The organism is Microbacterium sp. NPDC089190 (assembly GCF_040701795.1).
Lineage (GTDB): Bacteria > Actinomycetota > Actinomycetes > Actinomycetales > Microbacteriaceae > Microbacterium > Microbacterium galbum.
Genome location: NZ_JBFBHF010000003.1, coordinates 647,856 through 670,643 on the forward strand (window position 1 = coordinate 647,856; position 22,788 = coordinate 670,643).

General features: G+C 72.7%; 20 protein-coding genes. 8 read left to right on the forward strand and 12 right to left on the reverse strand.

The features are described 5' to 3' along the window. Positions 1–150: 150 nt before the first annotated feature. The gene (locus tag AB0230_RS13070) at positions 151–1,197 is read left to right on the forward strand and encodes a 2-oxoglutarate and iron-dependent oxygenase domain-containing protein (protein WP_366376149.1); all 1,047 of its coding nucleotides are present in this window, start codon (positions 151–153) and stop codon (positions 1,195–1,197) included. A gap of 227 nt (positions 1,198–1,424) precedes the next feature. Here AB0230_RS13070 and AB0230_RS13075 read toward each other — a convergent pair whose 3' ends face one another. Both AB0230_RS13075 and AB0230_RS13080 read right to left on the reverse strand, forming a co-directional pair. Continuing rightward, the gene (locus AB0230_RS13075; protein WP_315995813.1) at positions 1,425–2,504 is read right to left on the reverse strand and encodes a VIT1/CCC1 family protein; all 1,080 of its coding nucleotides are present in this window, start codon (positions 2,502–2,504) and stop codon (positions 1,425–1,427) included. A 305-nt stretch (positions 2,505–2,809) separates the two neighbouring features. After that, positions 2,810–4,996, reverse strand: a complete 2,187-nt coding sequence (locus AB0230_RS13080; protein ID WP_366376151.1) for a DEAD/DEAH box helicase family protein — start codon at positions 4,994–4,996, stop codon at positions 2,810–2,812. A gap of 374 nt (positions 4,997–5,370) precedes the next feature. On the opposite strand from AB0230_RS13080, the gene AB0230_RS13085 reads away from it, so the two are divergent. Together AB0230_RS13085 and AB0230_RS13090 are read left to right on the forward strand one after the other, a co-directional pair. Next, a complete protein-coding gene (locus tag AB0230_RS13085; protein WP_366376152.1) occupies positions 5,371–6,231 on the forward strand; it encodes an SGNH/GDSL hydrolase family protein in 861 nt (286 codons plus the stop codon). A 4-nt stretch (positions 6,232–6,235) separates the two neighbouring features. Beyond that, a complete protein-coding gene (locus tag AB0230_RS13090; RefSeq protein ID WP_366376154.1) occupies positions 6,236–6,907 on the forward strand; it encodes a hypothetical protein in 672 nt (223 codons plus the stop codon). A gap of 21 nt (positions 6,908–6,928) precedes the next feature. Here AB0230_RS13090 and AB0230_RS13095 read toward each other — a convergent pair whose 3' ends face one another. Beyond that, positions 6,929–7,738 (reverse strand): RNA methyltransferase, encoded by an 810-nt coding sequence (locus AB0230_RS13095; protein WP_315995817.1) that lies wholly within the window; start codon positions 7,736–7,738, stop codon positions 6,929–6,931. 199 nt (positions 7,739–7,937) lie between these two features. On the opposite strand from AB0230_RS13095, the gene AB0230_RS13100 reads away from it, so the two are divergent. Further along, the gene (locus AB0230_RS13100; protein ID WP_315995818.1) at positions 7,938–8,786 is read left to right on the forward strand and encodes a Sir2 family NAD-dependent protein deacetylase; all 849 of its coding nucleotides are present in this window, start codon (positions 7,938–7,940) and stop codon (positions 8,784–8,786) included. A gap of 78 nt (positions 8,787–8,864) precedes the next feature. Beyond that, the gene (locus tag AB0230_RS13105; RefSeq protein WP_315995819.1) at positions 8,865–9,452 is read left to right on the forward strand and encodes a histidine phosphatase family protein; all 588 of its coding nucleotides are present in this window, start codon (positions 8,865–8,867) and stop codon (positions 9,450–9,452) included. Positions 9,453–9,603: 151 nt separating this feature from the next. Here the strand turns inward: AB0230_RS13105 and AB0230_RS13110 are convergent, their stop codons facing one another. From AB0230_RS13110 to AB0230_RS13130, 5 genes are read right to left on the reverse strand one after another with little or no spacing between them, the layout of a single operon-like run. After that, complete coding sequence (locus AB0230_RS13110; RefSeq protein WP_366376157.1) at positions 9,604–10,437, reverse strand: CoA ester lyase; 834 nt, start codon at positions 10,435–10,437, stop codon at positions 9,604–9,606. Beyond that, complete coding sequence (locus tag AB0230_RS13115) at positions 10,434–10,901, reverse strand: MaoC family dehydratase (RefSeq protein WP_363391377.1); 468 nt, start codon at positions 10,899–10,901, stop codon at positions 10,434–10,436. Before AB0230_RS13115 ends, AB0230_RS13110 begins: the two co-directional genes overlap by 4 nt. Further along, positions 10,898–12,073: an acyl-CoA dehydrogenase family protein gene (locus tag AB0230_RS13120; RefSeq protein ID WP_363391374.1), complete on the reverse strand. Its 1,176-nt coding sequence runs from the start codon at positions 12,071–12,073 to the stop codon at positions 10,898–10,900. The genes AB0230_RS13115 and AB0230_RS13120 overlap by 4 nt, the downstream gene beginning before the upstream one ends. Continuing rightward, complete coding sequence (locus AB0230_RS13125) at positions 12,070–14,169, reverse strand: biotin carboxylase N-terminal domain-containing protein (RefSeq protein WP_366376159.1); 2,100 nt, start codon at positions 14,167–14,169, stop codon at positions 12,070–12,072. The genes AB0230_RS13120 and AB0230_RS13125 overlap by 4 nt, the downstream gene beginning before the upstream one ends. Positions 14,170–14,171: 2 nt before the next feature. Next, positions 14,172–15,848, reverse strand: a complete 1,677-nt coding sequence (locus tag AB0230_RS13130) for a carboxyl transferase domain-containing protein (RefSeq protein ID WP_366376161.1) — start codon at positions 15,846–15,848, stop codon at positions 14,172–14,174. 97 nt (positions 15,849–15,945) lie between these two features. Here AB0230_RS13130 and AB0230_RS13135 point away from each other — a divergent pair, with 97 nt between their 5' ends. After that, positions 15,946–16,689, forward strand: coding sequence for a TetR/AcrR family transcriptional regulator (locus AB0230_RS13135; RefSeq protein WP_366376163.1), 744 nt, complete (start codon positions 15,946–15,948; stop codon positions 16,687–16,689). Positions 16,690–16,824: 135 nt separating this feature from the next. Here AB0230_RS13135 and AB0230_RS13140 read toward each other — a convergent pair whose 3' ends face one another. From AB0230_RS13140 to pdhA, 3 genes are read right to left on the reverse strand one after another with little or no spacing between them, the layout of a single operon-like run. Continuing rightward, positions 16,825–18,273: a dihydrolipoamide acetyltransferase family protein gene (locus tag AB0230_RS13140; RefSeq protein ID WP_366376165.1), complete on the reverse strand. Its 1,449-nt coding sequence runs from the start codon at positions 18,271–18,273 to the stop codon at positions 16,825–16,827. Continuing rightward, on the reverse strand, positions 18,270–19,313 hold the full coding sequence (locus AB0230_RS13145) for an alpha-ketoacid dehydrogenase subunit beta (protein ID WP_366376167.1): 1,044 nt from the start codon (positions 19,311–19,313) through the stop codon (positions 18,270–18,272). Before AB0230_RS13145 ends, AB0230_RS13140 begins: the two co-directional genes overlap by 4 nt. Further along, positions 19,310–20,452, reverse strand: coding sequence for a pyruvate dehydrogenase (acetyl-transferring) E1 component subunit alpha (pdhA, locus tag AB0230_RS13150; RefSeq protein ID WP_315995828.1), 1,143 nt, complete (start codon positions 20,450–20,452; stop codon positions 19,310–19,312). The genes AB0230_RS13145 and pdhA overlap by 4 nt, the downstream gene beginning before the upstream one ends. A 171-nt stretch (positions 20,453–20,623) precedes the next feature. Here pdhA and AB0230_RS13155 point away from each other — a divergent pair, with 171 nt between their 5' ends. Next, complete coding sequence (locus AB0230_RS13155; protein WP_136585763.1) at positions 20,624–21,097, forward strand: Lrp/AsnC family transcriptional regulator; 474 nt, start codon at positions 20,624–20,626, stop codon at positions 21,095–21,097. A gap of 69 nt (positions 21,098–21,166) precedes the next feature. Here the strand turns inward: AB0230_RS13155 and AB0230_RS13160 are convergent, their stop codons facing one another. Beyond that, complete coding sequence (locus tag AB0230_RS13160) at positions 21,167–22,159, reverse strand: DMT family transporter (protein ID WP_363391354.1); 993 nt, start codon at positions 22,157–22,159, stop codon at positions 21,167–21,169. 71 nt (positions 22,160–22,230) lie between these two features. On the opposite strand from AB0230_RS13160, the gene AB0230_RS13165 reads away from it, so the two are divergent. Then, the gene (locus tag AB0230_RS13165) at positions 22,231–22,788 is read left to right on the forward strand and encodes a CGNR zinc finger domain-containing protein (protein WP_366376170.1); all 558 of its coding nucleotides are present in this window, start codon (positions 22,231–22,233) and stop codon (positions 22,786–22,788) included.

The window sequence follows — 22,788 nt, forward strand, 5'->3', positions numbered from 1 at the left end:
ATGAGAAAGACCCCCGGGGTTCATCCCCGGGGGTCTTCTTCGTTTTTTACGCGAGGAGCAGGGCTGGCACCCCATGCCGTGACCGCGAGGAAACACCGGCGTGACATGGCGCGCCTAGCGTCGAGGCGTCCCCGGCAGATCGGATCACGCATGGCTCGCTTCCACGTCCCCACCATCGACATCTCGGCATGGGTGGGCCCCGGCTCGCTCGACGCCCGATCGGCGGTCGTGGCGGCGATCGACCACGCGTGCCGCACGGTGGGGTTCATGCAGATCGTGGGGCATGGCATCCCGAATGTCGTCCTCGACGACCTGCAGCGCGGTCTCGACGAGTTCTTCGCGCTGCCACTGGAGGCGAAGAAGAAGTACGTGCGCCCCGGCGGCGAGAACCGCGGGTACAGCCCGCCGAAGAGCGAATCGCTCAGCTACAGCCTGGGGGTCGACCCGGTCACCCGCATGAACGACTTCTTCGAGGCGTTCAATGTGGGCACGTCGTGGCGCGAGTACCCGGGTACGACGGCGACCGTCGAGGACTACGCCGAGAACACCTGGCCCGACGACGCCGACGGCTTCGAAGCCGCCGTCACCGCCTACTACGGCGAGGCACGTCGGGTGGCGCAGACCCTCACCCGCATCTTCGCCGCCGCCCTGCGGGTGCCGGAGGACTTCTTCGGCGACGTCACCGACCACTCGATCGACGTGCTGCGCATGAACAACTACGCCCTGCCGCCCGGCTCGATCGAGCTGGGCGCCGAGCTGACCGGCATGGGCGAGCACACCGACTTCGGACTGGTGACGGTGCTGTGGGCGGATCGCGTCGCGGGCCTGCAGGTGCTGGGACTCGACGGGTCGTGGAACGACGTCTCACCCGCCGAGGGCGCCCTCTTGGTGAACCTGGGGGATGTGGCCGCCCGGCTGACCAACGACAAGTGGCTCTCGACGCTGCACCGGGTGAAGCCCCCGGTGATCGACGGCACCATCGAGCGGCGGCGGTCGGCGGCGTTCTTCCACGACGGCAACGCGGACGCCGTGATCGCCCCGCTCCCGGGCTTCGTCTCGGAGGAGGCGCCCGCGCTGTATGAACCGGTCACCGTGCGCGAGCACATCGCCGCGAAGCTCGCCGGTTCCCGCGCCGGACGCAAGAACGTGAGCGCGGTGCGCGAGGCCGCGCGGGTGGCGGCGGCAGGACGGGGCTGATCCCGGGGCCCGCGCGGAGCGAGCCTGCGCGGAGCGGGCCACGGCGGGGGCGGCGCGCGGCGGGCACGGCGGGGGCGGGGGCGGCGCGCGCGGCGGGCTGCGGCGACCGCGCGGGCGGCGCACCACGCATAAACGCCATTCTTGTGGAGAAACGCGCTGTCACCGCGTTTCCGCACACGAATGGCGTTTATGCGTGAGGGTGACGCCCCGCGCCCAGGCGACGCGGGTCAGGCCGCCGACACCCCGAACAGCAGACCCAGCACGTAGGTCACCGCGGCGGCGCCGAAGCCGATCGCGAGCTGACGCAGGCCGCGCTTCAGGGGCGAGGCGCCCGAGAGCAGACCGACCATCGCACCGGTGGCCATCAGCGCGATGCCGACGAGGCCGAGGGCGAGGGCGACGGCGCCGAAGCCGCTCATGCCGAAGATCCACGGCAGCACCGGGATGATCGCGCCCGAGGCGAAGAACAGGAAGCTCGACAGCGCCGCACCCCACGCGCTGCCGACGACGTCGTGCGAGGACTCCCCCGGGGCCGCGGCGACGGGCGCGCTGCCGGCCTGGGCGGCGGTGACGACCTCGCGCGCCTTGTCGAGGGCGGCGTCGGGATCCATGCCGCGCGTGCGGTACACGAGGGCGAGCTCGTTGGCATCCAGGTCGAGGTGGGGAAGGGCGGAGTCGGCGAAGTCGCTCTCCTCCGTGGCTTCGAGCAGCTCGCGCTGCGAGCGCACCGAGACGAACTCGCCCGCGCCCATCGACAAGGCGCCCGCGAGCAGGCCCGCGACGCCGCTGAACAGCACGAAGCTGGGTGCCACGCCGGTGGCGCCGACGCCCATCACGAGGGCGAGGTTGGAGACCAGGCCGTCGTTGGCGCCGAAGACGGCGGCGCGGAAGGTTCCGGAGAGGCGTCGACGCCCGCGTGCGGCGAGCCCGCGGACGACTTCGTGGTGCACGCGCTCGTCGGCGGCCATCGCGGCGGTGGCGTAGGGCTCGTCGGCGTAGGGCGATCGCGCCTCGGCGTTCTGCGCAAGGGCGAGCACGAAGATCGATCCGAAGCGGCGGGCCATCCACGCCAGCAGGCGCGTGCCGATCCCGGGCGACGGCAGGCGCTTCGGGGTCTCCCCCAGCAGGTCGATCCAGTGCTGCTCGTGTCGCCCCTCGGCCTCGGCGAGCTCGAGCAGGATGTCGCGCTCCTCGCCGGTGCGACGAGACGCCAGCTCGCGGTACACGCGGGCTTCAGCGCGTTCGTCGACGAGATAACGCGCCCAACGGCGACGGTCGCGGGCGGTGGGTGTGGCGGAGGTCGTCACGGGGGCTCCTTCGGGTCGTCCCCACCGTAGTGAGCGGGAATCCGACCCCCGGGCGCGTCGATCGATACTGCCAGCATTTCGGGCTTCCGAAGCCCGGAACGACGCGGATGCCGAGGGGCGGATGCCAGCATTTCGGGGGCGCGAAAGCGGTCTCGCGAGACCCAGGTCTCACGGCTCCTCCGGCGTCGAGACGGCACGTGGCTGACATCTCGGTTGCATGATGTCGCCGAGACGTCGGCGGGGTGCTGTCTCGTGCCCACGAGAGGGGGCGGATCCGGCGCGCGCCGCGGCGCGGCATCCGGTGGTCAGGAGCGCACGCGCTTGCGCAGCAGGTCGATGCGCGCCTGCAGCTGCGCCACCGTGGCGTGCGAGACGGCGGGTCCGCCGCACAGGCGCCGGAGCTCGGCGTGCACGAGTCCGTGCGGCTCCCCGGTCTGACGGGCGTAGAGCCCGACCATCGTGTTCAGCAGCTGGCGCTGCTCCTTGAGCGTGCGGTGCAGGGGACCGGGAAGACCCCCCTCGTCGACCGACGGCGGCTCGACGCCGTTCTCCTTCTCGTGCGCCTCGCGTGTGGAGCGGTGGCGCGACTGACGCGTGGCGCGCGACATCAGCACCTCGTGCACCTGCTCGGGTTCGAGGAGCCCGGGGATGCCGAGGAACTCCTCCTCCTCGATCGTCCCGGGCACGGCCAGCTGACCGAACTCCTGCCCGTCGAACATCACGCGATCGAAGTGCGCGAGGGAGCCCAGGGCCTGGTACTCGAACTCCTGCTCGAGCGCGTCGGAGGCTTTGTCCTCGCGCTCGGCGGCATCCATCATGTCTTCTTCGGCGTTCCACTGGTCGTCCGCGTCGCTGTCGCGGTCGAGGGCGTGCTCGCGCTGCGCCTCCATCTCACCGGCGAGCGCGAGCAGCTGCGGGACGTTCGGGAGGAACACGCTCGCCGTCTCACCCCGGCGGCGGGCGCGGACGAAACGGCCGATGGCCTGCGCGAAGAAGAGCGGCGTCGAGGCGCTCGTGGCGTAGACGCCGACGGCGAGGCGCGGAACGTCGACGCCCTCCGACACCATACGGACGGCGACCATCCACCGGCTCGTGCCCTTCGAGAACGTCTCGATGCGGCCCGAGGCCTCCGCCTCGTCGGAGAGGACGACGGTGACCTTCTCGCCGCTGATGTCTTCGAGGATGGCGGCGTAGGCGCGCGCGGCGGTCTGGTCGGTCGCGATGACCAGGCCCCCGGCATCCGGGACCGTCTCGCGCACCTCGGTGAGGCGACGATCGGCGGAGCGCAGGACCGCGGGGATCCAGTCGCCGTTGGGGTCGAGCGCGGTGCGCCAGGCCTGCGAGGTGATGTCCTTGGTGTTGTCCTGGCCGAGCTGGGCCTCCATCTCCTCACCCGCCTTGGTGCGCCAGCGCATCTGCCCGGCATAGACGAGGAAGAAGACCGGCCGGACGACGCCGTCCTCGAGGGCGCGCTTGTAGCCGTAGGCGTAGTCGGTGCGCGAGAGACGGATGCCCTTGGCGTTGGGGTGGTACTCCACGAACGGGATGGGCGCGGTGTCGCTGCGGAACGGCGTTCCCGACAGCAGCAGGCGCCGGGTGGCGCGGTTGTACGCCTCGCGCAGGGCGTCGCCCCAGCTCAGCGCGTCACCACCGTGGTGCACCTCGTCGAGGATGACGAGGGTTCTGGCATCCATCGTCAGGCGCTGGTGCACCTCGGCCTTGACCGCCACCTGGGCGTACGTGACCGCGACGCCGTGGTACTGCCGCGAGGGCGTGGCGTGCCGGTTCGAGAAGTACGGATCGAGACGGATGCCGACCCGCGCGGCCGCCTCGGCCCACTGGGTCTTGAGGTGCTCGGTGGGGGCGACGACGACGATGCGGTCGACGACGCGCCGCCGCATGAGCTCGGACGCGAGACGCAGGGCGAAGGTCGTCTTGCCGGCGCCGGGGGTGGCCGCGGCCAGGAAGTCGCGGGGGCCCTTGCCCTCGCCGTCGGGTCCGTCGAGGCCGAAGTAGAGGTCGAGCGCCTCGGCCTGCCAGGCGCGCAGACGCTGGGCGGTCCCCCACGGCGCACGCTGCGGGAACGACGGCGAGAGGTGCTCGGCGGCGAAGGAGCCGAAGTGGGGCTCCGTGCCGTCGACGGCTCCGTCGAACGCCGGGTCGGGCGTCGCCCCCGGAGCGGGGTCGTCCGCGACGGGCGCGGTGGCGTGCGAGGGTTCGATCGGGGCGGATGCCGTGGAGGCGGCGTCGGGGGTCTCGACAGCGGGCGCGTGCGCGGCGACGGCGGGGGCGTGCGCGGCGGGACCGGGACTCGCGACCGGGCCGGGACTCGCCACGGGACCGGGACTCGCCACGGGACCGGGGCTCGCCACGGGACCGGGACTCGCGACCGGGCCGCGACCCGCCACGGGACCGGGACTCGCGATGCGCGGTGCCGGGGTCGTGGCATCCGCGTGGGAGAGGTTCGGGGTGCGGGCTTCTTCTTCCAGCATCGAACCTCCATCCCTCGCGAGCGCGAACATCAACGATAGGCGACCTCGGCGCACGACATGCCCGGGCCGAGAACGGATCCGTCCCACCACCGGCCATAAACGCGATCCGTGCGCAGAAACGCGTCGACGCAGCGTTTATGCGCACGAATCGCGTTCATCGGAGTCGCGGTGGGGCCCGTCGCGAGCGGCCGTGGCGGCGACCACGGCGTCCCCCCGGCGCGCGCCCTCGCGCTCCGGGCGCGCGCGCCTTCCCGCCCCACCGGCGCGCGGCTGCCGTCGGCCCGGTGGGATGTTCCGGCCGGTGGAGCGCGCGTCGCCGGCATCCCTCCTTGCTGTGTCGGAGGCCGGGGGTACCGTGGAGGACGGAGGTTTCGATGACACTCGATCCGCACTCGCCCCGCACCTCGCCTACGCCCGACAACGCCGGCCCGCATCCGTGGCGCCGCTTCGTCGCCCTGGGTGACTCGTTCACCGAGGGCATCGGCGACCCGTTGCCCGACGGCGGCCACCGCGGATGGGCCGATCGCGTCGCCGAGGTGCTCGGCGCGCAGGTCGACGACTTCGCCTACGCCAACCTCGCCGTGCGCGGCAAGCTCATCGCGCAGATCGTGGCCGACCAGATCGAGCCCGCCCTGGCGCTCCAGCCCGACCTCATCACGATCTCGGCGGGCGGCAACGACGTGATCCGCCCGGGCAGCGACCCCGACGCGGTCTCGCGCCAGCTCGAGGACGCCGTGGCGCGCCTGCGCAGCGGTGGGGCGACGGTCGTGGTGTTCACGGCGATCGACACCGAGTTCACCCCGGTGTTCCGCGGCATCCGGGGCAAGGTCGCGATCTACAACGAGAACATCCGCTCGATCGCCGATCGGTACGACTGCGTCGTCGCCGACCAGTGGGGGCTCAAAGAGGTGCAGGACATGCGCTTCTTCGACGACGACCGTCTGCACTACAACGCCCTCGGTCACCACGAGGTCGCTCGCATGGTGCTGCGCGCGCTGAACGTCCCCAACGACCTCGAGCCGCTGCAGGCCGAGACCCAGGCGATCATGACCTGGCGCGCCGCTCGCGAGAAGGACTTCGTGTGGGCGCGCGAGTACCTCGTGCCCTGGGTCCTGCGACGGCTACGTCACCAGTCATCGGGCGATCACATCCTGCCCAAACGTCCGGAGCCGCTCCCCGTGGTCACCCTCGCCCCGGGGCCGGATGCCGCGGGCCCGCGCGAGACGCAGGTCTGACGCCGTGCGCACTCTTCCCGACGCGGTCACCGCGCTGCTGAGAGCAGCAGACGCCGACACGCTCCTGCGCGACGCCGACGCCCTCGCCGACACGCTCGCAGACGCCGGGTGGGCTCCCGACGTCGAAAGCGGTCGCTTCAGCGCCGACGGGTGGGACGTCGTGTCGTCGGCCTGGCCGCCGAACGTGTCGGTGTTCCGCGACGGAGACCTGCTCGACGTGCGCCGCGACGCGCTCTCGATCGTCGCGACGCTGCACGCCGAACCGCACCGCTGGGTCTTCGACACCGAGGGTCCGGACTGGTCGGGCTGGAGCGCCGACGACCCGTGGTGGGACGACGAGCCGGTCGACTGGCTCCTCTGGCGTGGGCAGGACGTCGTCGTGCAGCTGTTCACCGCGCCCGCCATGACCGCCGGGCCTGGCACGCTCCCGCCCCACCTGCACCTCGCGATCGAGCGCGATGACTCTCCGTCCGAGGGCCTGCCGCGCGACGAGGCGCGAGACCGCCGCGTGGCATCCGAGGGAAGCGTCGTCGAGCGGTGGTTCCTGGTGGGTGAGCACGACCTGCCCGACGAGATGCTCGCCGCGCTCGAGGGCGACCCGGATCAACGCGTCAGCGCCGCCGCCGTCTCGGAGCGCCGCATGCGCGTGGGACGGTTCGACGACCCGACCGGCTGAGCCGACGGGCGGTCTTCGGTCTCAGCCGCGGTGCCCGCGCCCCAGCTCCCACAGCGCGACGGCGCTGGCGGCGGCGACGTTCAACGAGTCCACTCCCCCGGCCATCGGGATCGTCACGACCGTGTCGGCGGCGGCGAGCGCGCTGCGGCTCAGTCCATCGCCCTCGGCGCCGAGCAGCAGGGCGACGCGCTCGTGCCCCGCGGCCGAGAACGCGTCGAGCGTCACCGCGTCGTCCGACAGCGCGAGGGCGGCCAGGTGGAAGCCGGCGTCGTGCAGGAGGGGGGTGGCCTCCGTCCACTCGGGGAGCCGCGTCCACGGCACCTGGAAGACCGTGCCCATGCTCACGCGGACGCTGCGCCGGTACAGCGGGTCCGCGCATCGCGGCGTGACGAGCACGGCATCCGCCCCGAGTGCGGCGGCCGACCGGAACGCCGCCCCGATGTTGGTGTGGTCGACGATGTCCTCGAGCACGACGACGAGCCGCGCGTCCTTCACCACGTCGGCCACGGATGCCAGCGGAGGCCGATGCATGGAGGCCAGCAGCCCGCGGTGCACGGTGTACCCGGTGACCTGCTCGGCGATCTCGGAGGGGACGACGTAGACCTCGGCATCTTCCCCCACCAGGGCGAGGGCGTCGGAGAGGAACTTCTCCTGCACGAGGACCGAGCGCGGACGGTGTCCGGCGCGGAGGGCCCGGTCGAGCACCTTGGACGATTCCGCGATGTACAGGCCACCCTCGGGCTCGCTCACGCGGCGCAGCGACACGTCGGTGAGGTCGCGGTAGTCGGCGAGACGCGGGTCGTCGGCGGAGTCGAGCGGGATGACGGGCATCGTCCCATCGTGCCAGCACCGCCCCCTTCTCCTCCTGTCGGGGTCCGATCCCCGAGCGCGCGAGAAACGCGGCACCCGCGGTCGCTCCGTCGGTGGCTCGGGAACGCGAGGCCGCGGCGCCGGCCGAGCTCGGCGGGGATCACGAGCGCGTGAGCCGGTGTCGGCGCCCCGCCATAGACTCGACTCGACGGAGGTGCGCATGACCGACACGACGGAGGATGCCGGGTTCTCGGCATCCATCGATCGGGCTGTCGAGGTGCTCGCCGGCCGCCGGGTGGCCGTGTTGACCGGCGCCGGGGTCTCCACCGACTCGGGCATCCCCGACTACCGAGGTAAGGGCGCCCCCACGCGCACGCCGATGACGGCGCAGCAGTTCCTCGCGAGCGCCGAGGCGCGCCGGCGCTACTGGGTCGGTAGCCATCTCGGGTGGAAGGTGTTCGCGGCGGCCGAGCCCAACGGCGGTCACCGGGCCCTCGCGGCGCTCGAGGCTGCAGGGGTGGCCAACGGCGTCGTGACGCAGAACGTCGACGGTCTGCACGTGCGGGCGGGCAGCGGCCGGGTCGTCGAGCTGCACGGGACCATGCGCCGGGTGGGGTGCCTGCACTGCGGGCAGGTGTTCGACCGCCGCGATCTCGCCGAGCGCGTCGAAGCCGACAACCCGTGGATCACCCTCCCCGAGAACGTCGAGCTCGGACCCGACGGCGACGTGACGCCGGCGTCCGCCGACGGGTTCGTCGTCCCCGTCTGCTCCGTGTGCGGCGGCACGCTCAAACCCGACGTCGTCTTCTTCGGCGAGTACATCCCGGTCGAGAGGTTCCGCGAGGCCGAGCAGCTCGTGCACACCAGCGACGCCCTCGTGGTGGCCGGGTCATCGCTCGTGGTGAACTCCGGCATCCGGCTCGTGGAGCGGGCGCGCCGCAAGCGCCTGCCGGTGGTCATCGTCAACCGCGGCGAGACGCGGGCCGATCAGCGCGCGAGCGTGAAGATCGACGGCAGCACGACCGAGGTGCTCCAGGCGTTCGCCGCACGGCTGCCGGGCCTGCTCTGACGCCGACGCGCCGCGGACCCGCCCGTCGCCACCGGACTCCTGGAACCCTCACCGCGTGCCGACGGTTAGGCTCGGACGGTGACGATCCTGACTCTTGTGCGACACGGTGAGACGGCCTGGAACTACGGGGGCCGCATCCAGGGCTCGACCGACATCCCCCTGAACGACACAGGTCGCATCCAGGCGCAGGGCATCGCCGAGACGCTCGCCGCCGAGTACGCCGGACGCGACGTCGTCGTCGTCTCGAGCGACCTGTCGCGCGCCGCCGAGACGGCCGACGTCATCGCCGCCGCCCTGGGCACCACGGTGAGCCGACGGATGCCGGGACTTCAGGAGCGCTCCTACGGCGAGGCCGAGGGGATGGACGCCCCCACCTTCTACGACACCTACGGACCGTGGCACGCCGCCGACGTGCCCGGCGCAGAAGCCTGGCCGGTCGTGCGCGAGCGCGCCCTCGCCGCGATCGCCGAGGTGGTGGCATCCACCCCCGCCGACGTCGACGTGATCGCCGTCGCGCACGGCGCGCTGATCCGCGAGGTCATCATGCACGCCACCGACGGGCAGTTCCCCCGCGAGGGCGAGCGGTTGCCGAACTGCTCGGCGACGACGTTCCGCCTCGACGGCGACGCGTGGGAGATGCTCGCGTACGCGGGCGTCGCGGGCTAGGCCGGACCGCATCACGGGGGCGGCGACCGGGATCCGCACACCCCGGTGGCTTCGACACGCTCAGCCGTCTGACGCGCGACCGCAGGTCTCAGAGCCCGCCCAGGGGACCGCGGGCTTCGACAGGCCCAGCCACCTCCCCGCCGAAGGTCGCTCAGCCCGCCCGCGCGACCAGCGCGCGCGCGTGGCGGAGGATCGGTTCGTCGATCATGCGCCCCTCGAAGCGGAACGCGCCGCCCTCGGCCTCCGCGAGCACGCCGTGCGCCCAGCGCAGCTGCTCCGGCGTCGGCGCGTACGCCGCACGGATGGTCTCGACCTGGCCCGGGTGGATGCACGCGGTGGCCGCGAACCCCGAGGCCGCGGCATCCTGAGCTTCGGCGGAGAGACCCTCGAGGTCGCCGATGTCGACGTGCACCGCGTCGATCGCACGTTTGCCGGCAGCTCCCGCGGCGAGCAGGACCCGGGCGCGGGCGAGGCGCGCGACGTCGCGGTAGGTGGCGTCGGCGAATCGGCTCGAGGTGCCGCCGAGGCTCGCGACGAGGTCTTCGGCGCCCCACATGAGCGCGACGACCTGCGGGACGGCGGCGAGCTGCTCCGCGTGCACGACCCCGCGCGCGGTCTCGCACAGGGCGACGACGTCGTAGCCCTCGAGGGGGGCGAGGGATGCCGGGTCCTCGGCTTTGGCGACCATCACGGTGCGCACGCGCGTCTGCGCGAGAGCGGCGAGATCGCGCGCGAACTCCGGCGTCTCGGGGCCGTTGACCCGCACGATGACGAGGTCGGGGTCGGGATCGGCGGCGATCATCGCCTCGCGAGCGGCGGGCTTGGCGTCCGGGGCGACGGCGTCCTCGAGGTCGAGGATCGCGGCATCCGCTCGGTCGAGGGCCTTGGTCAGCCGCTCGGGGCGGTCGCCGGGTACGAACAGCAGAGCGGGCCCCAGGGCGAAAGGTCGCGTCGCCGCGCGTGAGTCGGGGCGCACGCCGCTCATGCCGCCGCCTCCTGCGCCCACACCAGCACCGTGCGCGTCGCGGTCGCCACGACCTCGTCGTTCTGCGAGCGACCGGTGTGCGCCATGACGACGACCCCCTGACCCGGGCGGGATGCCGACGGCCGCACCGAGACGATCTCGGTCTCTGCCGTGAGGGTGTCGCCGACGAACAGCGGAGCGGGGAAGCTCACATCGGTGAGACCGAGCTGCGCGACGAGCGTTCCCTGCGTGAGCTGCCCGACCGACAGCCCGACGAGCGTCGACAGGGTCCACATCGAGTTCACGAGCGGCCGTCCGAAGGGCTGCGACGAGGCGTAGGCGGCGTCGAGGTGCAGCGCCTGCGGGTTCATCGTGAGGGTGGTGAAGAGGACGTTGTCGGCGTCGGTCACCGTCCGGCCGGGTCGGTGCGCGTACCTTTCCCCCACGACGAATTCCTCCAGATACAGGCCCCGCTGCTCGATCATGCGGCCACGGTACCGGTGAGTCCCAGCGCGCGCGAGATCACCATGAGCTGCACCTCGGTGGTGCCCTCGCCGATCTCGAGGATCTTCGAGTCGCGGTAGTGCCGCGCGACGGGGTACTCGTTGATGAAACCGTTGCCGCCGAACACCTGCGTCGCGTCCCGTGCGTTGGCCATCGCGGCGTCGCTCGCCGTCATCTTGGCGACGGCGGCGTCCACCGAGAAGGGCTTTCCGGCGTCGCACAGGCGGGCGGCATGCACCCACGCCAGGCGGGCCGTGTGCACGCGCGCGTGCATGCGCGCCAGCAGGAACTGCATGCTCTGCCGCGTCGAGAGGCGCTCGCCGAAGACCGTGCGGCTGCGGGCGTAGTCGACGGCGGCTTCGAGGCACCCCTCCGCCGCGCCCGTGGCGAGGGCGGCGATCGCGACCCGGCCCTCGTCGAGCGTGCGCAGGAAGTTCTTGAAGCCCTGGCCGCGCTCACCGAGCAGATTCGCGGCGGGGACCCGCACCCCGTCGAAGGTGAGGGGGTGGGTGTCACTGGCGTTCCAGCCGACCTTGTCGTACGCGGGGCCCACGGTGAAGCCGGGTGTGCCGTTCGGGACGATGATCGTCGAGATCTCGGGGCGATCGCCCGTGCGACCGGTCACCGCGGTGACCGTGACGAAGCGGGTGATGTCGGTGCCGGAGTTGGTGATGAACTGCTTCGAGCCGTCGATCACCCATTCCTCGCCCTCGAGACGCGCGGTGGTGCGCGTGGCGCCGGCGTCACTGCCCGCCTCGGCCTCGGTCAGGCCGAACCCGGCGAGCGCGCGCCCCGCGACGAGGTCGGGGAGGTACTGCGCCTTCTGCTCGGCGGTGCCGTAGCGGTAGATCGGCATGGCACCCAGGCCCACGCCCGCCTCGAGCGTGATCGCCATCGACTGGTCGACGCGCGCGACGCCCTCGATCGCGACGCAGAGGCTCGCGTAGTCGCCGCCCTGTCCGCCGACCTCCTCGGGGAACGGGAGGCCGAACAGGCCGAGCTCGCCCATCTGCTCGACGATGTCGAGGGGAAGCTCGTGCGCGCGATCGGCCTCGTACGAGCGCGGCGCGATCACCTCGTCGGCGAACTCGCGCACCATCGCGCTCAGCTCGCGCTCGTCGTCGGTGAAGGCCTGCTGGCTGTCGATGCTCACGGGTGGGTCTCCTTGTGGGATGGGATGGGGGTGGACGCCGGGGATGCGGCGGAGGAGGAGGCGGAGCCCGTCGACAGCCCCGAGGCCGAGGGGGTACCGGTCCCTTCGACAGGCTCAGGGACCTCGGGATCAGGGTCCTCGGAGGCGGGGATGTCGGACTCGACGACCTGCGGAGACGGGCTCACCGTCGCGACCACCGCGTCGCGGGCGACCTGGGTGCCGCGGGTGACGTGCAGGCGCAGCACCCCGGGGTGGGGTGCGGTCACGGTGTGCTCCATCTTCATGGCCTCGATGGTGACGAGTCGGGCGCCGGCCTCGACGGCGTCTCCGTCCGCGCCGTGCACCGCGACGACGGTGCCGGGCAGCGGGGCGACGAGCTCGGGATCGACGGCGCCGGGTGCGCGTCCCGCGCTCGCGCGGCGGCGCGCGGCGGCGTCCCGACGCGAGACGACCCGCAGGCGATGGGCCGCGCCCTCGGCGTGCGCCCAGTACTCGATCGGCCCGCCCACGACCCGCGCATCACCGGCGGCGGGCGATGCCGTGTGCACGCGCCCCGCGTCATCCTGCAGCCATACCGTCCGATGCGCCTGCGCTCCCCCGGCGCGCCACGCCCCGGCGCGGCCCCAGACCGAGCCCTCGGCCGGAGCGGCGGCATCCACGACCCGCTGCGCGACCGCGGCGAGCGCAGCCGGTGACGGTTCCGGAGACTCGGGCGTGCCTCTGCGATCGAGCACGCCCGTGTCGAGGTCGCCGGCGCGCACCGCCGGTTCGGCCAGGAGTGCGCGGAGGTCGGCGATGTTGGTGTCGACGCCCAGCACGACGGTCTCGGCGAGGGCGGCGTCGAGGCGCGCCAGGGCGGTCCCACGGTCGGGGCCGTGGGCGATGACCTTGGCGATCATGGGGTCGTACAGAGAGCTGATCACGCTCCCCGTCTCGACGGCGCTGTCGACGCGGGCGGGTCCCGGATGCCACGCGGTCACCGTCCCGGTGGCGGGGAGGTATCCGCGCGCGGGGGTCTCGGCGTACACGCGCGCCTCGATCGCGTGCCCGTCGAGTCGGATCTCAGGCAGGTCGAGGGCGTGGCCTGCGGCGACGCGCAGCTGCTGTTCGACGAGGTCGATCCCGGTGACCATCTCGGTCACGGGGTGCTCCACCTGGAGGCGCGTGTTCATCTCGATGAAGAAGGGCTCGTCGATCCGGTCGCCGGCGACGAGGAACTCGACCGTCCCGGCGCCCAGGTAGCCGACGCTGCGGGCGGCGGACACCGCGGCTTCTCCGAGGCGCGTGCGCGTCGCGGCGTCCACCACGGGTGAGGGCGCCTCCTCGACGACCTTCTGATGACGTCGCTGCAGGGTGCACTCGCGTTCACCGAGGGAGATCGTCGTGCCGTGCGCGTCGGCGAGCACCTGCACCTCGATGTGCCGCGGGCGCTCCAGCAGCCGCTCGAGCAGCAGGGTGTCGTCGCCGAACGCGGCGGCGGCGACCCGACGGGCCGTGGCGAGCGCATCGGCCAGGTCGGCGGGGCCGGTGGCGACCGTCATCCCCTTCCCGCCGCCGCCGGCGGAAGGCTTCACGAGGAGCGGAAACCCGGCGCGGTCGGACGCGGCGGCGATCTCGTCGTCGCTCAACCCCGCCGCCGGGAATCCCGGCACGATCGGCACTCCGTGCGCGGCGACGTGCTCCTTGGCGCGGATCTTGTCGCCCATGACTTCGAGCGCCTCGATACCGGGGCCCACGAACACGACACCGGCCGCGGCGCACGCGCGGGCGAAGCCGGCGTTCTCGCTGAGGAAGCCGTAGCCGGGGTGCACGGCATCCGCTCCGCTGGACACGGCGGCGTCGACCACGGCATCGACGTCGAGATACGACGGCACCCGCACCGCGCGGTCGGCTTCTCGCACGTGGGGGGAACCGGCATCCGCGTCGGTGTACACCGCCACGGAACGGATGCCGAGGCGTCGGAGCGTGCGGAACACGCGGCGGGCGATCTCACCGCGGTTGGCGACGAGGACGGAGGAGAAAGGGGGATTCTCCGGCCGGGGGGTGGTGACGTCAGGGGTGCGGAGATCGGGGCTGGTGAAAGCAGGAATGCTCATGGTCACATCCGGAAGAGGCCGAAGCCCCGGTCGGCCAGGGGGACGCGGCTGACGACGTCGAGAGCGAGCCCCAGCATCGTGCGCGTGTCGACGGGATCGATCACGCCGTCGTCCCAGAGGCGCGCGGTGGCGTAGTACGGGTCGCCCTGCTCGTCGTAGCGGGCGCGGATCGGGTCTTCGAACGCCCGCTGCTCGGCATCCGTCCACTCCATGCCTCGTGCGGCGCGCTGGTCGCGCTGGACGGTGGAGAGGACGGATGCCGCTTGAGCTCCGCCCATGACCGAGATCCGGCTCGCGGGCCAGCTCCACAGGAACCGCGGGTCGTACGCGCGGCCGCACATGGCGTAGTTACCGGCTCCGTACGACCCGCCGACGAGGACGGTGAGCTTGGGCACGCGCGTGGTGGCGACGGCGGTGACCATCTTGGCGCCGTCTTTCGCGATGCCTCCGGCCTCGGCATCCCGCCCCACCATGAACCCGGTGATGTTCTGGAGGAACAGCAGGGGGATGCCGCGTTGGTCGGCGAGTTCGATGAAGTGCGCCGCCTTGAGGGCCGACTCGCTGAAGAGCACGCCGTCGTTCGCGATGATGCCGATCGGATGCCCGTGCAGGCGGGCGAAGGTCGTGATGACGCTCTCGCCGTACAGCGCCTTGAACTCGTGCAGGGAGTCGGCGTCGACCAGGGTGTCGATGATCGCGCGCATGTCGACGGGCTGCGCGACGTCGACCGGGACGATGTCGTAGAGATCCTCCGGCGCGCGCGACGGATCCCGCGGGGCGTCGATCTCCCACACCGGAGGCGGGGTGGGGGGCAGGGTCGCGATGATGTCGCGCACGATCTCGAGCGCGTGCTCGTCGTCGTCGGCGAGGTGGTCGACCACGCCCGAGCGGCGCGCGTGCAGATCGCCCCCGCCGAGCTGCTCGGCGGTGACGTCCTCGCCGATCGCGGCTTTGACCAGGGGCGGTCCGCCGAGGAAGACCGTGCCCTGGCCCCGCACGATCACGCTCTCGTCGCTCATCGCCGGCACGTACGCCCCACCCGCCGTGCACGAGCCCATGACCGCGGCGATCTGCGGGACACCGCGCGCCGACAACTGCGCCTGGTTGCGGAAGATGCGGCCGAAGTGCTCGCGGTCGGGGAACACCTCGTCCTGCATCGGCAGGAAGGCGCCACCCGAGTCGACGAGGTAGACGCACGGCAGGCGGTTCTCGAGCGCGATCTCCTGCGCGCGCAGGTGCTTCTTCACGGTGAGGGGGAAGTAGGCGCCGCCCTTCACCGTCGCGTCGTTGGCGACCACCATGACGTGGCGCCCGTGCACGAGACCGATGCCGGCGACGACCCCCGCGGCCGGAGCGCCGCCGTCGTAGAGCCCGTGGGCGGCGAGAGGGGCGACCTCGAGGAACGGGCTGCCTTCGTCGAGCAGGCGGTCGATGCGGTCTCGTGCGAGGAGCTTGCCGCGGGCCGAGTGGCGTTCCCGGGCGGCCTCGGATCCCCCGCGGGCGGTGCGCGCGAGGGTGGCGCGGAGCTCGGCGGCGAGATCGCGCTGCGTGGTGGCGGCGCCTCGGGCGCCGCGGTCGGCGCGCCGAGGTGCGTCGACCGCAGGCGGTGCGGCTGCGACCTCCGCGGGTGCGGGTTCCGCGGTCGCGGTCGCTGCGGAGGAGTCCGGTGCTGTGCTCATGGCGGCTTTCCGTTCCGGTGGCCGCGTCGTCGACAGCCCCGTCGATTTCAGTTAATGTTGACTAACTGAGTCCCCAGGCTAACCCGAGCGGATGCCGATGACAAGACCTCTCGACCCCTCCCGCGCCGCGGCCGCCGACGACACGGCGACTCCCCCGGCGGCAGCCCGCGCCACGGCCCCGTCCACGGCGCGCGACCGCGCCAAGGCCGAGCGCCGGGCGGCGCTGCTCGCCGCGGCCGCACGGTTGTTCGCCGAGCGGGGATTCGACGGGGTGACCCTCGGCGACATCGGCGAGGCCGCCGGCGTCAGCGGGCCCGCGGTCTACCGCCACGTCGCGAGCAAGCAGGCACTGCTCGGCGCGATCCTCGTCGACGTCAGCGAACGCCTCCTCACCGGCGGACGCGCCGTCGCGGCCGCGCACCGTCCCGCGCCCGCCGCCGACCGGCGTGTCGCCGGCGTCTCCCGCCGTTCTGCCCGCCCGGCATCCGGGGCCCTCGCCGCCCTCGTCGATTTCCACGTCGCGTTCGCGCTCGCCGAGGCCGACGTCATCCGCGTGCAGGACCGCGACCTCGACCGCCTCGCGCCCGACGACCGCCGCGCGGTGCGCCGCCTGCAGAACGCGTACGTCGAGGTGTGGACCGACGCGCTGGCGTCCCCGGATCCGCACGCGCGGGACCGGCGCGCGCAGACCCCGGACGCCGAGTCCCCCGCCGAACGTCGGGTGCGCGCCCTCGCGTGCTTCGGCCTCATCAACTCGACCCCGCACAGCGTGCGGGGCGTGCCCGCATCGCGCGTGCGCCCGACGCTCACGCGCATGGCGCTGGCCGCACTGACGGCCTGAGCGCGCTCGTCCCTCCGGGATCGCGCGTCCACGACGACGGAAGCCCCGATCACCCTCTCCGGGTGTTCCGCACGCTCGAGCGCGCGCGGCCCGCGCGGAGAACCGGGCGCCGCCGCCTGACGGCGCCCGGAACCTTCACCGCAGCAGCATCGCCCGTCCGGGCTCGCGCAGCACGCCCGCGACGTCGGTGAGGAATCGCGCGGCCTCGGCCCCGTCCACGACGCGGTGGTCGAACGACAGGCTGAGGGTGAGCACGTCGCGCAGGGCGATCTCGCCGTGGTGCTCCCACGGCGTGCGCCGCACGGCGCCGACGGCGAGGATCCCGGCCTCCCCCGGATTGAGGATCGGCGTCCCGGCATCCACCCCGAAGACTCCGACGTTGGTGATCGAGAACGTCCCGCCCGTCATGTCGGCCGGGGCCGTGCGGCCGGCGCGCGCCGTGCCGGCCAGTTCGGCGATCGCGTCGGCGAGGTCGACGAGCGGGAGGCGCTCGGCATCCCGCACGATCGGCACGACGAGACCACGATCCGTCGCGGCCGCGATCCCGAGGTTCACGTAGTGGTGCTCGAGGATCTCGCCGGCGGCCTCGTCCCACCGCGCGTTCAGCGCCGGTGTGCGCCCGAGGGCGAGGCACACGGCCTTGGCGACGACGGCCAGCACGCCGATCCGATGCCCGTCGAGGGCGCGGTCGGTCTTGAGGGATGCCAGCAGCTCGGTCGTGGCGGTGACGTCGACCGTGAGGAAGGTCGTGGCGTGCGGCGCCGTGAAGGCGCTCTGCACCATCGCCGCGGCAGTGTGCTTGCGCACGCCGCGGATGGGCGTCCGGGTGACCCGCTCGCCGGGATCCGGGCGAGCGGCGGTGGAGGCGGGTGCGGCCGGGGGGACCGTCGACGCGGAGACGGAGCGAGCGACGGATGCCACCGGCACCCGTGCCGCGTACTCCTCGACGTGCGCGCGCGTCACCGCCTCCCCGGGGTGAGCGGCCGCGACGAGGACGAGATCGACCCCGAGGTCCTTCGCGAGCTTGCGCACCGGAGGCGTCGAGCGAGGACGCTCGAGCGGCAGGTCGATGGGACCCGTGCGCACCGCATCATGGGGCGCCGCCTCGCGGACCGCCGTGTCGGCGTCGAGGGTCGCCGTGCCGGCGGCGGCCCGGGCGCGGCGCTTCGGCCGACTGCCCGAGGCCGGCGCGGCCCCGTAACCGACCAGGTTGGGCGTCGCCCGCTCGGCCTCGGCCGCTGCCGCCACCGCGGGAGGCGCCGCGGACTCGTCCGCGTCCTCGCGTTCCGTCGCCGCCGCACGCTCCGTCCGTGTCGCGGCCGGCGCCGGGTCGTCGGCATCCGTCCCGCCCACGGCGAACGACACCAGAGGGGAGCCGACGGCCACCACATCGCCGGCGGCCGCGTGCAGGCCCTGCACGGTTCCGGCGTAGGGCGAGGGGATCTCCACGACGGCCTTGGCCGTCTCGACCTCGGCGATCGTCTGGTTCAACGTCACCACATCGCCCTCAGCGACGAGCCACGCGACGATCTCGGCCTCGGGCAGGCCCTCGCCGAGGTCGGGGAGCAGGAACTCGGCGATCATCGCGCACCCCCGCCCACGATCGAAGCGTGCGAGCCGCCGGGTGCGGTTCCCGGCGCGTCGCGCTCGAGCACCCGGTCGACGGCGTGCAGCACGCGGTCGAGGTCGGGCACGTGGTGCTTCTCGAGCTTCGACGGCGGATACGGGATGTCGTGACCGGTCACGCGCTGGGGAGGCGCCTCGAGGTACTCGAAGCACTGCTCGGTGATGCTCGCGATCAGCTCCGCGCCCATCCCCGCCTGACGTGCGGCCTCGTGCGTCACGACGACGCGCCCGGTCTTGCGCACGGATGCCGCGACGGTGTTCATGTCGATCGGCGAGAGCGAGCGCAGGTCGATGACCTCGAGCGAGACACCCTCGTCCTCCGCGGCGAGGGCGGCGTCGAGGGCCGTGCGCACCTGGGCACCGTAGGTGACGATCGTCGCGTCGGTGCCTTCGCGGGCGACGCGCGCGAGGTACAGGGGCGGCGCGTCGGCGAGATCGGCGTCCAGGTCGACCTCGCCCTTCGAGTGGTAGAGGCGCTTGGGTTCGAAGAAGACGACGGGATCATCGGATGCCACCGCCTGCTGCAGCATCACGTAGGCGTCCTGCGGGGTGCTCGGGGCGACCACGCGCAGTCCCGCGGTGTGGGCGAAGTACGCCTCGGGCGACTCGGAGTGGTGCTCGGCCGCGCCGACTCCCCCGGCCCACGGGATGCGGATCACCAGCGGCATCCGGATCCGACCGTTGCTGCGGTAGTGCAGTTTCGCGACCTGGCAGACGATCTGGTCGAAGGCCGGGTACACGAAGCCGTCGAACTGGATCTCGACGACCGGGCGGTAGCCGCGCAGGGCGAGGCCGACGGCTGTGCCGACGATGCCCGCCTCCGCGAGCGGGGTGTCGACGACCCGCTGTGCACCGAAGCGCTGCTGCAGGCCGTCGGTGACGCGGAACACGCCGCCCAGGGCGCCGATGTCCTCGCCCATGAGGAGGACCTTCTCGTCGCGCTCGAGGGCTTCCGCCAGGCCCGCGTTGATCGCGGAACCGAGGGTCAGCGCGGTCACTTCTCGAACCCCGCGAGGTACGCGACGTACTCCGCCTTCTGCCGCTCCAGGCCGGGGTGCGGCTCGGCGTACACGTGGTCGAACATCGTCTCGGGCGAACGGGTGGTCGCGCCGATGCACGCGGCGCGCACGTCGGCAGCGAGGGCGTCGGCGGCGCGGGCCACCTCGTCGAGGGCGGAGTCGTCGAGCACGCCCTCGGCACGAAGGTAGGCCTCCAACCGGGCGATCGGGTCGCGCTGCGACCACGCCTCGACCTCGGCGGCGTCACGGTAGCGCGTGGGGTCGTCGCTCGTGGTGTGCGGGCCCATGCGATAGGTCACCGCCTCGATGAAGGAGGGGCCTTCGCCGCGACGCGCACGGTCGAGGGCCCACCGCATCGCGGCGACGCACGCGAGGGCGTCGTTGCCGTCGATGCGCATGCTCGGGATGCCGAAACCCGGCGCCCGACCCGCGATCGGGTACTTCGCCTGCACGGTGACGGGCTCGCTGATCGCCCACTGGTTGTTGGAGCAGACGAAGACCACGGGGGCGCGGAACGACGAGGCGAAGATCATCGCCTCGTTGACGTCGCCCTGGCTGGTCGCGCCGTCGCCGTAGTACGCCACGGCCACGTCGGTGGAGCCGTCGCGCTGCGCGCCCATGGCCCAGCCGGTCGCGTGCAGCGACTGGGCGCCGATGATGATCTGCGGGGGCGCCGCGTTGATCGTGGTGTGATCGTAGGCGGAGTGCTCCTCACCGCGCCAGGCGAGCACGTAGTCGGCGGGCTGGGCGCCGCGGCCGAGCAGCACGCCGTGCTCGCGGTAGCTGGGGAAGACGAAATCGCCGGGGGCGAGGGCGTGCGCGGTGCCGACCTGCACGGCTTCCTGGCCGCGGCACGGGGCCCACAGGGCGAGCTGACCCTGACGCTGCAGGGCGACGCCCTCGGCGTCGAGGCGACGCGTGAGGACCATGTCGCGGTGGAGGGCGCGCAGCTCGTGCGGCGAGAGGTCGGCGATCCACGGGTCGAGCTCGGCATCCGGGATCCGCGAGCCGTCGGGCTCGAGCAGGCGCGAGACGTCGTCGACGTCGCCGCGGGTGCCGGTGGATCCGCGGTCGGCGGCTCCCTGCTCCGGCGTGGTCTGGGTGTACGTCATCGTCATCCCTCCAGGTGCGGCCCGGGGCTCCTCGTGAGAGCCGGGGCGGTCCGGGCGTCGGCAACTCCGCCGACGAGGCCGACCGTACGCGCGGAATGCACCCCGCTCAAGACCTCGCCGTCATATTGAGCAAGGTGCCCATTGCGGAGGGCGGTGACACTGCTAATGTTTCGCACCATGAGCAAGCTCGACGCGGTCGACCTCGACCTCCTCCGCGCCCTGTCCGCCGACCCGCGCGCCACCGTCGTCGCGCTCGCCGAGAAGCTCGGCCTCTCGCGCAACACCGTGCAGGCCCGCATGAGCCGCCTCGAACGCGGCGGCGTATTCCTGTCGTTCGAGCGCACACTGTCGGCCGAGGCGCTCGGTTTCCCGATCGAGGCGTTCCTGCAGGTGACGGTGCGTCAGGCCGAGCTCCCCGCGATCCGCGAGGAGCTCGCGAAAGTCCCCGAGGTGCTGCAGGCCCACGGCCTCAGCGGCCAGGTCGACCTGCTCGTGCGCGTCGCGTGCCGCGATACGCAGCACCTGTTCGACACCGACGCGCGCATCCTCGCGATCGAGGGCGTCGAGCGCACCGAGACCTCGCTCGTGATGGGCGAGGTCATCGGCTATCGCGTGGGGCCGCTGATGCAGCTGGCGCGCGAGGAGATCTGACCCGCCCCTGCGCACCCCGCAGCACCCCAGGTTCCGGACCCCGTCGGAGGGACCGGAACCCGCGCCGGCTCACGGCGCCGGCACCACCGGGATGCTCGCCGTCTCGGTCGCCGGCTCGGCCGGGCTCCCGGCATCCAGTCGCACCAGCACCACCCCGACGAGGATCAACGCGCCGCCCACGAACTGGATCGGCGCGGGCGTCTCGCCCAGCAGCAGCCACGCGAAGCCGAGCGCGAACAGCACCTCGCTGAGGCCGACGAACGACGCCAGACGCGATCCGATGAGCGGCACCGCGATCACCCCGAGGGCGTAGCCGAGGGTGGTCGCCACCGCGCCGACCCACAGCAGCGGCAGGATGCCGGGAACCTGCAGCCCCGCGAGCGACACCGTGATCGAGGGCGCGGCGAAGGGGAGCACGCCCACCCCCACGAGGATGCCCATGAGCAGCGTCCCGGTGAGCAGGCCGCCGGCGGCGAGGGCGAGGGGTGGGAGGTCGTCGCCCGCGCGGCCGGCGATCACGAAGTACGCGGCTGCGCAGACGGCGGCGCACAGGGCGAAGAGCGTGCCGAGCAGGTCGAATCGCGCCCCGCTGATGTCGACGACCAGGACGAGTCCGGCCATCGCGACGACCGAGCCGATGAGCACGGCCTTCGACGGCGCGCGGCGGGTGCGCGCCCAGACGGCGATCACGATGAGCACCGGGGCGATGTACTGGATCAGCAGCGCCACGGCCACCGGCATCCTCTGCATCGCGGCGAAGTAGAACAGCTGGCAGCCGGCGACCGCGGTCAGGCCGAACGACACGATGAGCAGGCCGTGGCGCCGGAGGAACCCTCGCTGACGCCGGATCGCCGTGATGAGCGCGGGCGAGAGCAGGAGAGCCGCGACGCCCATGCGGACGAGCAGCACGGCCCCGAGCGACCATCCTCCGTCGAGGAGCGGTTTGACGAAGGGGCCGCTGGACGAGAAGGCCAGCGCCGAGGCGACGGCGATGAGCAGCCCCGTGACGGCGCCGGAGCCGTGGCGGACGGGACGGGGAAGGGTGACGGACGACGTGGTCATGCGGGCCTGCTGTCAGGAGTCAAGAGTGAGTACACTCGTGACAGTACGACCTGAGAATGTCAGGAGTCAACATGGTCTTCATCCGTGACACCGAACTGGTGCTGCGCGCGACCGTCGAACTGGTCAACACCCTGCCCCACACCGAGGTGAGCGGGGTCGACACCCTCACGACGATGGCCGAGCTCGACGACTTCGCCGAGCGGCACACCTACACCGGTTCGCGCGCCCGCGACGAGCGCGAGCTGGCCGCCGTGCGCGGCATCCGGCGCCGCATCCAAGCACTGTGGAACGTCGATCGCGATGACGCGGTGCCCCTCGTGAACGCGATGCTGCGCGACGGACGCGCCCTCCCGCAGCTCGTGCGGCACGACGAGTTCGACTGGCACATCCACGCCTCCGAGGCGTCGGACCACCTCGCCCAGCGCATGCTCGTCGAGACGGCCATGGCGTTCGTCGACGTCATCCGCGCCGACGAGTACGCCCGCATCCGCGTGTGCGACGCCGACGACTGCGACGGCGTGTACGTCGACTTCTCGAAGAACGGCTCGAAGCGCTACTGCGACTCCGGCAACTGCGGCAACCGCATGAACGTCATCGCGTATCGGAAGCGGAAGGCCGAGACGGCGTAG

Excerpts from the sequence above, each read along its gene's own strand:
- AB0230_RS13070 (WP_366376149.1), top strand. The coding sequence starts at position 151 with ATGGCTCGCTTCCACGTCCCCACCATCGACATCTCGGCATGGGTGGGC.
- AB0230_RS13080 (WP_366376151.1), bottom strand. The coding sequence starts at position 4,996 with ATGCTGGAAGAAGAAGCCCGCACCCCGAACCTCTCCCACGCGGATGCC.
- AB0230_RS13085 (WP_366376152.1), top strand. The coding sequence starts at position 5,371 with ATGACACTCGATCCGCACTCGCCCCGCACCTCGCCTACGCCCGACAAC.
- AB0230_RS13095 (WP_315995817.1), bottom strand. The coding sequence starts at position 7,738 with ATGCCCGTCATCCCGCTCGACTCCGCCGACGACCCGCGTCTCGCCGAC.
- AB0230_RS13100 (WP_315995818.1), top strand. The coding sequence starts at position 7,938 with ATGACCGACACGACGGAGGATGCCGGGTTCTCGGCATCCATCGATCGG.
- AB0230_RS13110 (WP_366376157.1), bottom strand. The coding sequence starts at position 10,437 with ATGAGCGGCGTGCGCCCCGACTCACGCGCGGCGACGCGACCTTTCGCC.
- AB0230_RS13115 (WP_363391377.1), bottom strand. The coding sequence starts at position 10,901 with ATGATCGAGCAGCGGGGCCTGTATCTGGAGGAATTCGTCGTGGGGGAA.
- AB0230_RS13125 (WP_366376159.1), bottom strand. The coding sequence starts at position 14,169 with ATGAGCATTCCTGCTTTCACCAGCCCCGATCTCCGCACCCCTGACGTC.
- AB0230_RS13130 (WP_366376161.1), bottom strand. The coding sequence starts at position 15,848 with ATGAGCACAGCACCGGACTCCTCCGCAGCGACCGCGACCGCGGAACCC.
- AB0230_RS13135 (WP_366376163.1), top strand. The coding sequence starts at position 15,946 with ATGACAAGACCTCTCGACCCCTCCCGCGCCGCGGCCGCCGACGACACG.
- AB0230_RS13140 (WP_366376165.1), bottom strand. The coding sequence starts at position 18,273 with ATGATCGCCGAGTTCCTGCTCCCCGACCTCGGCGAGGGCCTGCCCGAG.
- pdhA (WP_315995828.1), bottom strand. The coding sequence starts at position 20,452 with ATGACGATGACGTACACCCAGACCACGCCGGAGCAGGGAGCCGCCGAC.
- AB0230_RS13155 (WP_136585763.1), top strand. The coding sequence starts at position 20,624 with ATGAGCAAGCTCGACGCGGTCGACCTCGACCTCCTCCGCGCCCTGTCC.
- AB0230_RS13160 (WP_363391354.1), bottom strand. The coding sequence starts at position 22,159 with ATGACCACGTCGTCCGTCACCCTTCCCCGTCCCGTCCGCCACGGCTCC.
- AB0230_RS13165 (WP_366376170.1), top strand. The coding sequence starts at position 22,231 with ATGGTCTTCATCCGTGACACCGAACTGGTGCTGCGCGCGACCGTCGAA.